The sequence below is a fragment of the Feifania hominis genome (assembly GCF_014384765.1).
GTDB classification, from domain to species: domain Bacteria; phylum Bacillota; class Clostridia; order Oscillospirales; family Feifaniaceae; genus Feifania; species Feifania hominis.
In genome coordinates this window covers 255,189-268,873 of the sequence record NZ_JACRSP010000003.1, presented here as the reverse complement: position 1 = coordinate 268,873, position 13,685 = coordinate 255,189, and the positions used below count along the sequence as shown (strand labels likewise).

The 13,685-nt window shown below is 62.4% G+C and carries 14 protein-coding genes; 5 read left to right on the top strand and 9 right to left on the bottom strand.

Annotation, left to right across the window (positions count from 1 at the left end; all coding sequences use genetic code 11):
* Positions 1-93 precede the first annotated feature (93 nt).
* Both H8695_RS08335 and H8695_RS08330 read left to right on the top strand, forming a co-directional pair.
* Positions 94-567 carry a hypothetical protein gene (locus tag H8695_RS08335; RefSeq protein ID WP_249300528.1) on the top strand — a complete coding sequence of 158 codons (474 nt, stop codon included), beginning with the start codon at positions 94-96 and terminating at the stop codon, positions 565-567.
* A gap of 96 nt (positions 568-663) precedes the next feature.
* A complete protein-coding gene (locus tag H8695_RS08330) occupies positions 664-2,523 on the top strand; it encodes an ABC-F family ATP-binding cassette domain-containing protein (RefSeq protein ID WP_249300527.1) in 1,860 nt (619 codons plus the stop codon).
* A 105-nt stretch (positions 2,524-2,628) separates the two neighbouring features.
* On the opposite strand, the gene H8695_RS08325 is transcribed toward H8695_RS08330, so the two are convergent.
* Together H8695_RS08325 and H8695_RS08320 are read right to left on the bottom strand one after the other, a co-directional pair.
* A complete protein-coding gene (locus tag H8695_RS08325) occupies positions 2,629-3,267 on the bottom strand; it encodes a hypothetical protein (protein WP_249300526.1) in 639 nt (212 codons plus the stop codon).
* Between the two features lie 89 nt (positions 3,268-3,356).
* Complete coding sequence (locus H8695_RS08320) at positions 3,357-3,614, bottom strand: hypothetical protein (protein WP_249300525.1); 258 nt, start codon at positions 3,612-3,614, stop codon at positions 3,357-3,359.
* Between the two features lie 87 nt (positions 3,615-3,701).
* On the opposite strand from H8695_RS08320, the gene H8695_RS08315 reads away from it, so the two are divergent.
* The 3 genes from H8695_RS08315 to H8695_RS08305 all read left to right on the top strand — a co-directional run bounded on the left by H8695_RS08315 (position 3,702) and on the right by H8695_RS08305 (position 7,017).
* Complete coding sequence (locus tag H8695_RS08315; protein WP_249300524.1) at positions 3,702-4,331, top strand: redox-sensing transcriptional repressor Rex; 630 nt, start codon at positions 3,702-3,704, stop codon at positions 4,329-4,331.
* Between the two features lie 11 nt (positions 4,332-4,342).
* Positions 4,343-5,176: a DNA-3-methyladenine glycosylase family protein gene (locus H8695_RS08310; RefSeq protein ID WP_249300523.1), complete on the top strand. Its 834-nt coding sequence runs from the start codon at positions 4,343-4,345 to the stop codon at positions 5,174-5,176.
* A gap of 80 nt (positions 5,177-5,256) precedes the next feature.
* Positions 5,257-7,017, top strand: a complete 1,761-nt coding sequence (locus H8695_RS08305; protein WP_249300522.1) for an S-layer homology domain-containing protein — start codon at positions 5,257-5,259, stop codon at positions 7,015-7,017.
* Between the two features lie 46 nt (positions 7,018-7,063).
* Here the strand turns inward: H8695_RS08305 and H8695_RS08300 are convergent, their stop codons facing one another.
* The 7 genes from H8695_RS08300 to rsmA form a co-directional block, all read right to left on the bottom strand.
* A complete protein-coding gene (locus tag H8695_RS08300; RefSeq protein ID WP_249300521.1) occupies positions 7,064-7,849 on the bottom strand; it encodes an MBL fold metallo-hydrolase in 786 nt (261 codons plus the stop codon).
* A 10-nt stretch (positions 7,850-7,859) separates the two neighbouring features.
* Positions 7,860-8,207: a DUF6054 family protein gene (locus tag H8695_RS08295; RefSeq protein ID WP_249300520.1), complete on the bottom strand. Its 348-nt coding sequence runs from the start codon at positions 8,205-8,207 to the stop codon at positions 7,860-7,862.
* Between the two features lie 4 nt (positions 8,208-8,211).
* Positions 8,212-9,210 carry an ATP-binding protein gene (locus H8695_RS08290; RefSeq protein WP_249300519.1) on the bottom strand — a complete coding sequence of 333 codons (999 nt, stop codon included), beginning with the start codon at positions 9,208-9,210 and terminating at the stop codon, positions 8,212-8,214.
* Positions 9,210-10,163 (bottom strand): DnaD domain protein, encoded by a 954-nt coding sequence (locus H8695_RS08285; protein ID WP_249300518.1) that lies wholly within the window; start codon positions 10,161-10,163, stop codon positions 9,210-9,212. The genes H8695_RS08290 and H8695_RS08285 overlap by 1 nt, the downstream gene beginning before the upstream one ends.
* Positions 10,141-10,518, bottom strand: a complete 378-nt coding sequence (locus H8695_RS08280) for a hypothetical protein (RefSeq protein ID WP_249300517.1) — start codon at positions 10,516-10,518, stop codon at positions 10,141-10,143. Before H8695_RS08280 ends, H8695_RS08285 begins: the two co-directional genes overlap by 23 nt.
* 429 nt (positions 10,519-10,947) lie before the next feature.
* Positions 10,948-12,708: a phosphoenolpyruvate carboxykinase (GTP) gene (locus tag H8695_RS08275; RefSeq protein WP_249300516.1), complete on the bottom strand. Its 1,761-nt coding sequence runs from the start codon at positions 12,706-12,708 to the stop codon at positions 10,948-10,950.
* Positions 12,709-12,789: 81 nt separating this feature from the next.
* Positions 12,790-13,680, bottom strand: coding sequence for a 16S rRNA (adenine(1518)-N(6)/adenine(1519)-N(6))-dimethyltransferase RsmA (gene rsmA / locus H8695_RS08270; RefSeq protein ID WP_249300515.1), 891 nt, complete (start codon positions 13,678-13,680; stop codon positions 12,790-12,792).
* Positions 13,681-13,685: the final 5 nt, after the last annotated feature.

Genomic DNA, 13,685 nt, shown 5'->3' with positions numbered 1-13,685 from the left:
GTTTTTGCCACGCTCTTTTGCAAATAGTTTGCCCGCGCGCCGGGAAAATTATCAGGGTACCGCCAAATTGAAAAACAATAAGGAGAGTGTACCATGAAACGCTTTATGAGCATTGCGCTCGTTCTGGCGATGGTGCTGTCCCTCGCGCTGCTCGGCTGCGCCAGAGACAACACCGACGACCCGAACGCGGGCAACCAGAATCCAAACGCGGACAATCCCCAGGTGCCCGACGACCCGGGCGCGAGCACCCCGAACCCCGACAGCAACGTCACCCCCGGCAACAGCGCCGATCTCAACGTACTCAAGCCCGTGAAGATCGTCAAGTGGATCACCCCGGGCAAGGAGTTCACCGGCTCCTACGAGCAAAACGGCGTGGAGAAGACCATCACGGTCGCCATCGACGATGTGACCGAGCTCTTTGACGCCATGAACGCGAAGATCGACCAGTGGTCGGACGACCTGTTTATGGAGAACTCCTCGGTCGAGGTCCACTACGGCCTCTCGGACGGCGTGACCCTGCCCGACCGCATCACAGCGGCGCGGCTCGTCATGGTCGGCGAGAAGTAATTGACCCCGAAAGGCCCGCCGTCCGGCGGGCCTTTTCTTGAAAAAAAGCAAAAAACATGGTAGTTTTATACTATTGCTTTTTATGAGGGAGAGAACATGGCGGACATCAGCGTACAGCATTTACATAAGGCCTACGGCGAGACGGTCATTCTCGACGATCTGAGCTTTGAGGTCTACGAGGGCGAGAAGATCGGCCTGCTCGGCAAAAACGGCGCGGGCAAGTCGACTCTCTTCAAGATTCTCACGGGCGAGCTCGAGGCGGACGGCGGCTCGGCCGTCATCGCCCGCGGCCGGCGGCTCGGCATGGTCGAGCAGCTGCCGGACTACCCGGCCCACTACACGGTGGAGGATGTGCTCGAGAGCGCCTTTGCCGAGAACCACCGTCTGCGCCGGGAGCTCGACGAGCTCACCGCCGCGATGGCGCACGACCAGTCCCCCGGCGTGATGAACCGCTACGCCGAGGCGGCCGCCCGCCTCGAGGCCGCCGGCGGCTATGAGTTCGGCTTTGAGATCGACAAAGTCGCAAACGGCCTCGGCATCACCCCCGCGCAGCGGCGGATGCTCTTTGGCGACCTGTCGGGCGGCGAGAAGACGCGCATTCTGCTCGCGCGGCTCATCTTGCAGAAGACCGACATTCTGCTGCTCGACGAGCCCACAAACCACCTCGACATGAGCGCGGTGGAGTGGCTGGAAAACTACGTTCGCGCCTACCGCGGCACGGTTTTGATCACGTCGCACGACCGGTATTTTCTCGACCGCACCATCACGCGCGTCGTCGAGATTCTCGACGGCAGCGCCGAGGAGTACACCGGCAACTACAGCTTCTATGTCACCGAGAAGCGCGCGCGCTACGAGGAGCGCCTCAAGCTCTACCGCGCCCAGCAGAAGAAGATCGCCCAGCTCGAAGCGACGGCCGAGAAAATCCGCATCTGGGCCCACGGCCACGATCTCGACAACCGCGCCTCGGCCATTGAAAAGCGCATCGAGCGCATGGAGAAAATCGAGCGCCCCACCGAGGAGAAGCGCCTGCGCGCGGCCTTTGTCGCGCGGGAGTTCTCGTCGGACTATGTGCTGCGCGTGCGCGAGCTTTATAAGAGCTACGGCGGGCGGGAGCTGCTCGGCGGGCTGACGTTCTCCATGAAAGGGGGCGAGGCCATCGGCATCATCGGCGACAACGGCTGCGGCAAGAGCACGCTCTTGAAGATTCTGACGGGCGAGCTCGCGCCCGACGCGGGCAGCGTCGCCAAAAGCCCCTCGGTGCGGGCGGCCTATCTGCCCCAGCAGGTCGTCTTTGAGCGGCCCGAGCGCACGCTTCTCGAGCTCTTCGCCGAGGAGCGCAAAACCACCAACACCACGGCGCGAAACCGCCTGGCCGTGTTCAAATTTGTCGGCGACGACGTGTTCAAGCGGGTCAGCGATCTCTCGGGCGGCGAGCGAAGCCGCCTGAAGCTCTGTCTTCTCATGCAGGACGACGTGAATCTTCTCATTCTCGACGAGCCGACCAACCACCTTGACATCGACTCGCGCGAGTGGATGGAGGAGGCCATCGAGCAGTTCGACGGCAATCTGCTGTTCGTCTCGCACGACCGCTACTTCCTAAACCGCTTCGCCAGGCGCATTCTCGATCTCTCTGCCGTCCCCGCGACGGACTTTGAGGGGACGTTCGCCCACTACCGCGCGGCGCTCGAGAAGACCGCCCAGAGCGCGCCCGCGCCGAAGAAACCCGCGCCCAGACAGGCTCCCCGCCGCGACACGGGCGCCGCCGCCCGGCGCGCGCGCGCCGTCGAGCGCGAGATCGAGGCGCTCGAGGAGCAGGCCGCGGCCCTCGCGCAGGCCATGGAGCAGGCGGCGAGCGACTACGACAGGCTTCAGACCCTGCTCGACGAGCAGCAGCAGCTCAGAGAGCGCACCGACGCTCTCTACGCCGAGTGGGAAGCTCTTCAGCAGGACAGCTGACGCCCGGCCGCGCAGCGCCGCCGGACATGCCGGCTGTGACGCCGCGCCGGCGTCACAGCATATACAGAGAGGGGCCGCCCCGATGTGGGGCGGCCCCTCTCTGCGTCAGCGTCTCATTTCGTCGTAGAATTTTTGGGGCGAGACATTCTTATTCAGGTAGCTCTCCCAGAGGGCCCGCCGCTCTCCGGCGCCGTCCCCCGCGGCCGGCAGAGACTCGAGATACCCCAGCACCAGTTTGTGGTAGTGGCTGTTGTAGACGTGTTTCGCCTTGGCCGGAGTCAGGTTCAGCTCCCCCGCGATCTTCTGAAACGACGTGCCGCCCTCGCGCAGGCTCACAATGCGCGCGACGGTCTTTTCCCCCAGCGGCGGCAGCAGGGGCGGCAGACTCTCGGCGAAAGACTTCGGCATTCCCGGCTCGCCGCACCGGTATCTGTCGAGAAGCTCCTGCCAGCTCTTTTCCAGATACGCGCAGGCGCAGCGGCGGTCCTGATAGCACTCGTAGATGCTGTAGTAGAACTTTGTGACCTCGGCGGCGGTCTCATGGCCGAGCCAGCACGCGATGTGGTTGAGGTAGAGGCGAATCTGCTTCACTTTCACCCTGTTGTAGAGCTGCGCGGCGCCCCCCGCCGATCTGCCGGTGCGCCGCGCGATCTCGGCGAACGCGGCGTTCTCCTGGTCACGCAGCAGCATGATCTCATAGGCGCTGTCCTGCGCGAGTGTACTGTATGGAATATCGGTCAACATGGCAATTCCCCCGTTTAATATCAGACAGGTTACTATGGTTATGCTATCAGATACGAAATGTAAAAGATACGCCCACCGTGAAACAACGGTCATGTAACCGTGACATCTTTTGGCAGCTTTTTTTCCAAATGACCATCTGCTTTTCGATTTTCCTTTCTCGGCAGAGCTTTTTGTTTGCATTCATCGTAACGCAGCAGAATCGTTTTTTCCAACACTGATTCGCTGTTATCATTGACACATAAAATGCTTGAGTGTTCGCGCGCGGCAAACGGGCTGATCGTGCCAAAGCCCTGTCGCGGAGCCGCGACCGCAGCAGGCGTCCATGCTTGTACCGCCGCCGTTTCCACTGCCCGCAATTTGTTAATTAATTGACAGACCGCGCCCTTTTATCGTATAATAGCAGTATCTTTACACGAACATTCAGGGGGCGCGAGATGAAAGACAAGATCTCACTGGCAGTCATCCGCAGACTGCCCCGCTACTACCGCTATCTCGGCGAGCTGCTCGCAAACGATATTGACAAGATCTCCTCAAAGGAGCTCTCGGCGCGCATGGGCATCACCGCCTCGCAGATCCGGCAGGACCTCAACTGCTTCGGCGGCTTCGGCCAGCAGGGCTACGGCTACAATGTGCGCTATCTTCACGATGAAATCAGCAACATCCTCGGGCTTCAGAACTTCTACCCCGCCATCGTCATCGGCGTGGGCAACCTCGGCACCGCGCTGATTCAGCATCTCAACTTTGAAAAGCGCGGCTTCAAGCTCGTGGGCATCTTCGACGTCAAGCCGAGCCTCGTGGGGCTCAACATCACCGGCGTCACCGTGCAGCACATCGACGAGCTCGAACACTTCTTTGAGACCCACAGGCCCAAGATCGCGGTGCTCGCCGTGCCGCGCAGCGAGGCCGGCCCCATCGCCGACCGTCTCGAGGCGCTCGGCATCGAGGGGCTCTGGAACTTCAGCAACGGCGACATCCATCTCAAGACCGAAATCCCGGTGGAAAACGTCCACCTCGGCGACAGCCTCATGACCCTCTGCTACCGCATCAACGAGCGGGGCAAGTAATACAAACTGTTATGAATATCGCAATAAATACAACCTGTATCGGCTCGTATGCCGATTTTGACCTCGCGCAGACGCTGCACTCCGGCCAGTGCTTCCGCTTTGAGGAGCGCGGCGGGGCCTTTCGCGTCTGCGCGGGCGCGCGGTGCTATCTGCTCTCCCAGCGGGGGAGCAGTCTTTTTTTACACGGCGAGGCGGCGGCGCAGGACATCGACTTTCTCACCCGCTACTTCGATCTCGCGCGCGACTACGGCGCCATCAAGCGCGCGCTCTCGGCGGGCGACCCGGTCATGGCCGAGGCCTGCCGCTGCGCGGGCGGCGTGCGGGTGCTGCGCCAGGACCTCTTCGAGGCGCTTGTCACTTTCATTCTCTCGCAGAACAACAACATCCCCCGCATCAAAAAGATCGTCGAGGCCCTGTGCGAACACTTCGGCCCCCGCCTTGAGGGCCCGTGCGGGCCCTATCACGCCTTTCCGACGCCCGGCGCGCTTGCGGGCGTCACGGCGCAGGAGCTCGAGCCTCTCCGCGCGGGTTTTCGCGCGCGCTATGTCGCCGATGCCGTTGAAAAGCTCGCGCGCGGCGAGGTGTCGCTCGAGCTCGTGCGCGAGGCCCCCTATGAGCAGGCCAAAGCGGAGCTGATGAAGATTCGCGGCGTCGGTGAAAAGGTGGCAAACTGCGTGCTGCTCTTCGGCGCGAACCGGCTCGACGCCTTTCCCGTCGACGTGTGGATCGCCCGCGCCATCGACCGCCTCTACGGCGGCGAGATCGACGCGGGCCGCTTCTCTCCCCACGGCGGCATCGCGCAGCAGTACCTGTTCTTCTACGCCCGGGAGCAGGGTCTGAAATAATTGCGGAATTTTGTGCTCTTTCGCAACAAACCGGTGGGCGTCTCTCGTCTAAGAAGTATCATCTGTCAGGAGGGATTTTTATGAAACGACGTCTCTTTTCGCTCTGTCTTGCCCTGTGCCTTGTCGCGGGTCTTCTGCCGCCGCTCGGCGCGCTCGCCGTGGATACGGACGAGCCCCCCGTCGCCGAGTCGAGCTACCGGGATGTGCCCGCCGGAAACTGGGCGGTCGACGTCATCGAGCGCGCAACCGCTCTCGGGATTGTCAACGGCGTCGACAGCGAGGCGCAGCTGTTCGGCTTCGGCCAGAACGTCAAGCGCAGCGAATTCGTCGCCATGCTCACGCGCCTGTTCGGCTGGGAGCGCGAGATCGTCGTCACCCCCTCCTTTGCCGACTGCCGCCCGACGAGCTGGTACTACGACGACGTCGAGACCGCGGTCGCCCACGGCGCCGTGCTCAGAGATTCGACCTCGTTTCGCCCCGAGGAGTACATCACCCGCGAGGAGATGGCCGTCATGCTCGTGCGCGCGCTCGGCTATGAGACCCTTGCCGGCAACGCCGTCTCGTTCGGCCACCCGTTCACCGACGTGACAAATTACCCGGGCCACATCACCCTCGCCTACGACTTCGGCATCATCAACGGCGTCACCCCCACCACGTTCCAGCCCGCCGGGTACGCGCGGCGCGAGGAGGCCGCGGCCATGGCGGTGCGCCTGTATGACCGCACCCACTCCAACACCGAGTGGCTGCATGCGTTCTACGCGCTGTCCTCCTACTCCCAGCGGGAGCTGATCGCCGATCTTGACGCCGTCTCGTTCGGGTGGAGCCGCCTCGAGTTCAGCGCGGCCGACGGCGTCAGCCTCAACACCACCACCAAAAACAGCAACGAGTTCGCCGTTCCCGCCGCGGCCGACACAGCGGTCGATCTCGCGGCCGGGGCCGGGGCGCTCGCCAATCTGAGCGTCTACATGAGCGCCGGCACCAAGGTCACCCTCGAGGACGGCAGCGCGTCGAACCCCTGCGCCGCGATTCTGCTCAGCGCCGAGCGCCGCACCGAGGCGGTAGACGCCATTCTCTCGGAGCTCGGCCGCAGGACGGCGGCGGGCGCGCCCTACTACGGCGGCGTCACCATCGACTTTGAGCTGATGAAAGGCTCGGCCCTCAAAGAGGGCTTCACCCTCTTTTTGCAGGAGCTTCACGCGGCGCTCGAGCCGGGTGATCTGCAGCTCACCGTCGCCGTCCACCCGGTCTGGAAGAACAATCTCGCCTACTACGACGCCTACGACTACCCCGCCATCGGCGCGGTGGCCGACCGCATCATTCTCATGGCGCACGACTACGCCGCCGACACCCTGTCCAGCTCGCTGATGGCGGCCGGCTACACCACGACGCCGGTCACCCCGTTTGACGACGTCTACTACGCCCTCAAGGCCATCACCGACCCCCAAACCGGCGTCGGGGCGGACAACATCTCCAAGGTGGCGCTCGCCGTGAGCATCGACTCCACCGGCTGGATGCTGCAAAACGGCAAGGTGATCCGCAACACGGCCATGCACCCCACCGCGGCCAATCTCTACGCGCGCCTGATCAGCTCCAACACGCAGATGAACTACTCCGAGCGCTACCGCAACCCCTATATCACCTACTACGATTCAACCGACAGCACCGACAACCTCGTCTGGTACGAGGACAGCCGCAGCGTCTCGGATAAGCTCGCGCTCGCGCGCATGTTCGGCGTGACGGGCGTCTCGGTCTGGCGGCTGGGACTTGTGCCCCAGTACGAGGACCCCGCCTCCCGCCCGATCTACTACAACATCTGGCAGACCATTCTCGAGACAAAATAGCGCAAAAGGGCCGGCCCCGAGGGGCCGGCCCTTTTTCTTTTACCAGTCAGACGGCGATCTCATCCCCCGCCGCGAGGTAGTGCAGCCGCTCTCCCATGCGCTCGCGCAGCCGGTCATACTGCGCGAGCCCCGTGCAGTGGCAGGTGTAGTAGACCGTGGGAAACTCCAGCAGAAGCCGCGCCGCCTCGTCCAGCCGCTGTACCCCCTGCGCCGGGTCGATCTCCATGAAGTGAAAGCCCCCGACAAACACGTCGGGCTGAAACCAGCGCAGTATGTTGAAGACCCCCTTGTGGGAGCAGCCGCTGAACACCAGGCGGCGGCCGTCCTGCTCCACGACGAGGTACTGCTCGTGACAGAAGTCGTCGGTCACCACCGCGCCCGCGCGCACCGCACAGAGCCCAAAGGCGTCGGTCTCAAATTCGCGCGGCAGCCGGTTGCCGGTGTGAAGCGAAAAGCCATACCCGAGCTCCCGGTCGTCGCCCACGGGGACCACCCTGTGCGCCTGCCGGGGCCGCGGCACGCCGATGTCGCGGCCGCTGCCCGAGCGGTACTGCTCAAAGGCGTGTTCGTTTGCGTAGACCGGCGCTGCGGCATTCTCCTGAAAGAAGCGCGCAAGCCCGCCGCCGTGGTCGTAGTGCCCATGGGAGAGCACGGCGAAATCCACCCTGTCGAGCGGTACGCCGAGCCGGCGCGCATTGTCGGCAAAGCCGCCCGACGCCCCCATGTCAAAGAGCACGCGCCGCCCGTTCCCCTCGAGGAAGAGGCTCAGCCCGTGCTCGGTGAGAAAGCCCTCGCGGGCCGCTGTATTCTCCATGAGTACGCTGACTCTCATACGCCGCCCCCTAAACCCGTGTGAAGCCGAGGCCCTCGAGAACCTCGGCGCCGACGCCGGCGAAGTTTTCCTCGCTGCCCCAGTCGAATCGCAGCAGCGGCCCCTGGCCGCCGCCCGCGCCGACGAGCGTCGCGTCGATCACACCGCCCTGCTCGATGAGCAGCGCCGACAGGCTCAGGCGGTTGGAGGCGCGGTAGTAGAACTTTTCAAAGACCAGAAAGGCGATGCGCGCGTCGCCCACGGTCCGCTCGGTCTGTTCGACGAGCTCACAGCTCATGCCGTTTGCAAGCACACCCTCCAGCAGACCGTCTGCAATTCGCGACAGGTCGCCGCGGCCTCTGAGCACAATGGTCGCCATGCCGCTACCTCCTCGTCTGGCCGCGCCGCTTCTGGGCGCGCACATCCGTGCCCACGAAGTGGAGCATGCCGAATTCCCCGAAGATGCGCGAGATGATCTTCTCCCCATAGCGCACCGACAGGTCCTTGAGGGCGAGGTTGGTGCTGACGATCGTCTTCCTGCCGTGAATCATGCGCGAGTTTACCAGCGAGAAGAACACCGACTGCACAAAGGGCGACGAAAACTCCGTGCCGAGATCGTCCACAATCAGAAGATCGGTCTGCTCGTACTGGTCGAGATCCCCCGGCTGGTCGAGGCGGCCGAAGCGCTCGCGCTCGTACTTTGCAAAGATGTCGGGCGCGGTCTCATAGACCACCGAGTGGCCGCTGTCGATCAGCTCGCGCGCCACCGCGGTCGAGAGGTGGGTCTTGCCGAGCCCCGGCCCGCCGAAGAAGAGCAGCCCGAGCATGCGGTCGGTGTCAAAGCCCTCGGCAAACTTTTTGACCGTCTCGTAATTTTTGCTCATCAGCTCGCGCTCGGTGAGCTTGCCGTCGGTGACTTTGGCCTCATCCGAGTAGTAGTCGAGCTTGAAATTTTTAAAGCTCTGGTCCCTGAGCGCACCGCCGAGGTTCGACATCTCATAGGCCGCCTTTTTGAGCTCGCGCGCAAAGCAGCCGCACATCCTGCCCCCGACAAAGCCCTCGTCGCCGCACCGGCGGCAGTGGGGCTTTACATCAAGGTAGTCGTAGGGCAGCGACAGCTCCGCGAGCAGCTCGGTTCGCTCGGCGCGAAGCGCCATGTTGCTCTCTTTGATCTTTTTGACCGTCTCCTTGACGGGGCCGCCGCGCAGAATGGTGCGCGTCAGGGCAATCGACGTCTGCGCAATCTCCCGCTCAATCTCGCGCAGGCGGGGCAGCTTTGCGTAGACCTCGTCCTTTCTGCGCTGGCGCTCGCTCTCATTCTCGCGGCGGCGGGCGGCGAACTGCTCCTCGACCGCGCGGTACACCTCTCTCTGGTAGGCCATTACTTCTCACTCTCCGATCCGTAGGTCACCTGAAACGCCCACTGCTCAAGCTCATCCATGTCAAAGCTGTGCTCGGTCTCGGGCGGCCCCTTGCGCCTGGGGTTTTTCTCTTTTTTGCAGTCGTCGGGCGTGCGGTAGCCCTTTTCGTGCCAGCTGGCGAGAATCTTGTTGATGTAGGCAAAGGCCATTTTTCCCGTGCGGTCCACGCCGGTTTCAAAGGCCGCGAGGATCATCTCCTCCCCGAAGCCGAACTCGTCTTTCCACTGGCGGATGAAGTTCTTCTCTCTGGTCGTCAGATTGCGCCCGCTGATGCCGAACACGCGCTTGACCATGCCCTCGTAGGAGCGGCGGGCGTGCTGCTGCTCGATGTAGTCCTCGGCCGCCTCGAGCGTTCGGATGCCCCGGTCGTTCCAGTCGGCCGCCACCTTCTCCAGATACCGCACGCTGCGCCTGCCCTCGCCGACGACATAGTCCGCCAGCACATAGACAAGCTCCGGCGAAAAGCCGTAGTAGTCCATCACCGAGTAGAGCACCTCGCACTCGGTCGGCGAGAGGGGCTTGTCAAATTTCTTCTGAATCTCCTGAAACGCGCCGCGCAGATGGGGGTCGCGCTCCATGGCGGTCTCAATATCGCGCTGGGTGTAGCTGCGCCGCGCGGGCTTTCGCTCAGTTGGCGCGTCCTGGCAGGGCAGAAGCGGGTTTAAGGTCACCACGCCGTCTGTGAGGGTGAAAATCTCCCGCTCCACAAGCGCGCAGACCTGCTGGCCGATCTCTTCCCGGCTCATGGAGAGCGCCCGGCAAAGCTCATTTTCCTCCGTGCAGGCGGGATTGCGCAGCAGATACAAAAGCACCCGCAGCTCCCCGAGGGTGAGCTCGCCCAGATGCCGGTCGACCACGGCGTTCGGCACGAGAAAGAAGTTGTTTCTGTTTTCAAAGCGGAATCGGATTCCCATTGTCTACCCCTTGTTCTCTGTTTGCTCCGGTGTCCCATGGCGGCCACGGGGCTGTGCGGCTGTGAGCCGCTTTCCTGTTATGATCCCCTGCGGCCATGTTCTCGCCAGCCCGCAGGGGCTTGCCGTCCCGCAGGGGCCTGCCGTCCCGCAGGGGCTTGCCGTCCCGCAGGGGCCTGCCGTCCCGCAGGGATTTGCCGTCCCGCAGGGACTTGCCGTCCCGCAGGGGCTTGCCGTCCCGCAGGGACTTGCCGTCCCGCAGGGACTTGCCGTCCCGCAGGGACTTGCCGTCCCGCAGGGACTTGCCGTCCCGCAGGGACTTGCCCCGAAAGGGGCGAGAGCACGGCCTGAATTCCATATAATAGCCGCTCTGCGGTTATGATACCATGGGCGCGCAGCGATCATGGTATCATGTGGCCATGTTTTTCGGTTGCCCCGAAAGGGGCGAGAAAAACGGCCTGAATTCCATATAATAGCCGCTCTGCGGCTATTATAGCATGAATCCCGAACGGAGCGCCACAGGGCGTTGCCTTTTCCGGCCCCGCACGGGCGGCAGAGTCCCGCGGCATTGGCATATCTGCTATTATAGCATAAATGAAAAGTTCAGACCACCCGTTATACGGGTGGTCTGAACTAATCCATAAGGGGCTGATACTGGCTGAGCCTCAAGGCGCGGTGAAACAGTCTGCCAACCGCATACTCTTACGGGCGGCCCCGCTGAGTGGGGCTGCTTTTCTTGCGCAAGAAAAAAAGAGCGCGGCGTCTGCCGCGCTCTTTCGGGTTTCTCTTAGGCGAGGTTCTTCTCGAGGATGGCGAGCTCCTCCTCCATCTCCTTGGGGAGACGGTCGAATTTCGCATAGAACTCCTTGATGTTCTTGACGTCCTCTTTCCAGTGCTCCTTGTCGACCGACAGAAGCTCCTTGATGGTGTCGATGGTGACGCCGTCGAGGCCCTCGATGTTGATGTCCTCGGGCTTGGGCTCAAAGCCGATGGCGGTCTCATCCGCGCCGACCTTGCCCTCGCAGCGGTCGAGCATCCACATGAGAACTCTCATGTTGTCGCCGAAGCCCGGCCAGATGAAGTGACCCTCGTCGTCGAGGCGGAACCAGTTGACGTTGAAGATCTTCGGCGGATTCGGAATCTTCTTGCCCATCTCGAGCCAGTGGGCAAAGTAGTCGCCCATGTTGTAGCCGCAGAACGGAATCATGGCCATCGGGTCGCGGCGCACAACGCCGACGGCGCCCGCCGCCGCAGCGGTGGTCTCAGAGGCCATGATGGAGCCGACGAAGACGCCGTGCTGCCAGTTGCGGGATTCGTAGACCAGGGGAGCGGTCTTGGCTCTTCTGCCGCCGAAGACGATCGCAGAGATCGGCACACCCTGGGGGTTGTTGAACTCCTTGGAGATGCAGGGGCAGTTGATCGCCGGTGCGGTGAAGCGGCTGTTCGGATGGGCGCCCTTTTCGGTCGAGGTCTTGCCGTTCCAGGGATTGCCTTTCCAGTCGAGCGCGTTCTCGGGCGGATTCTTGTCCATGCCCTCCCACCAGACGGTGTTGTTGTCGAGATTGAGCACGACGTTGGTGAAGATGGAATTCTTCTTGGTCGACTGCAGAGCGTTGAAGTTGGTCTTCTCACTCGTGCCGGGCGCGACGCCGAAGAAGCCGTTCTCGGGGTTCATGGCCCACAGGCGGCCGTCCGGTCCGATTCTCAGCCAGGCGATGTCGTCGCCGACACACCAGACCTTGTAGCCGGCCTTGCGGTAGCCCTCCGGCGGAATCAGCATGGCGAGGTTGGTCTTGCCGCAGGCAGACGGGAACGCAGCGGCGATGTACTTGGTCTCACCCTGCGGGTTCTCAATGCCGAGGATGAGCATGTGCTCAGCCATCCAGCCCTCTCTGCGGCCCTGCGCGGAGGCGATGCGCAGCGCGAAGCACTTCTTGCCGAGCAGGACGTTGCCGCCGTAGCCGGAGTTGCACGACCAGATGGTGTTGTCCTCCGGGAAGTGGGCGATGTATCTCTTCTCCTCGTCGAGCTCGCACTTGGAGTGCAGGCCGCGGACCCAGTCGTCGCTGTCGCCGAGCGCGTCCCAGACCTCATTGCCCATACGGGTCATGATGGCCATGCTCACGACGACGTAGATGCTGTCGGTGATCTCAACGCCGTACTTGGCAAAGGGCGAGCCGACGATGCCCATCGAGTAGGGGATGACGTACATCGTGCGTCCGGCCATGCAGCCGTCGAAGATCTTGCGCAGCATGGAGTAGGCCTCGTCTTTCTCCATCCAGTTGTTGGTGGGGCCGGCCTCCTCTTTCCTGGTGGTGCAGATCAGCGTTCTGTTCTCAACTCTCGCGACGTCGTTGAGAGCGGATCTGTGGTAGTAGCAGCCCGGAAGCAGCTCCTCGTTGAGTTTGATGAGCTCGCCGGTCTTTGTGCCCTCTTTTCTGAGCTCTTCGAGCTGGGCTTCGGAACCGTCGATCCAGACAACTTTGGCGGGTTTCACGAGAGCGGTCATCTCGTCGACCCATTTGAGTACATGCTGATTTTTGGTCATGTTACTCGTCCTCCTTGCGTGAATTTGTAGAAAAAACGATCAAGAATCATTATAAACGATTGGTGCTGATTTTGCAATTTATTATTTGTGAAATTTCTCGCAATTGTGTAAATATTGTATTAACAAATCGCTGAGCGCCGCAAACTCCGAAAGGCTCAGCCGCTCGCCGCGGATGTCGGCGTCAAGCCCCATTTCCGTAAGGGCTTTGACGACATCCTGCTTGCCAATCTGCGCAAGGCCGTTTGCCAGCGCGTTTTGCAGCGTCTTTCTGCGCTGGCCGAAAGCGGCGCGCACCACCGACAGAAAAAATGCCTCATTTGCAACTTTTGCTCCCCGATCCTGCAAAATGTCCATTCGGATCACCGCGGAGTCGACCTTTGGCGCCGGGTGAAAATTCCCTCTTCCCACCCGCAGCAAAAGCCGCGGAGCGCTGTAGTACTGCACCGCGACGGAGATGGCGCCGTACTCCTTTTGTCCGGCGGGGGCGAGAAAGCGCTCGGCCACCTCGCGCTGCACCATGACTGTGAGGCTGTCGACCGAAAGGCCCTCCTCCAGAAATTTCATGATGACCGGCGTCGTGATGTAGTAGGGCAGATTGGCGCAGACCACGACCCGCATACCCGCGAATTCGCGCTCGATGAGTTCGCCGAGGTCGAGCTTCAGCACATCGGCGTTGACGACGCTCACGTTGTCAAACGCGGCGAGCGTCTCGCCGAGCACAGGCAGAAGCGAGCGGTCGAGCTCGACTGCCACCACTTTCTTCGCGCGCTGCGCAAGCTCGAATGTCAGGCAGCCGATTCCCGGCCCCACCTCGATGACGCCGGTGTCCGCGTCGATCCCCGCGCCCTCGGCGATCTGCCGGGGAATCTGGGGGTTGATCAGAAAATTCTGCCCGAGCGACTTTGTAAAGGCAAAGCCGTGTCGCGCGCGGATGTCCTGTATGGTCTTGAGACTGCACAGTGTGTTTTCCATAGTCC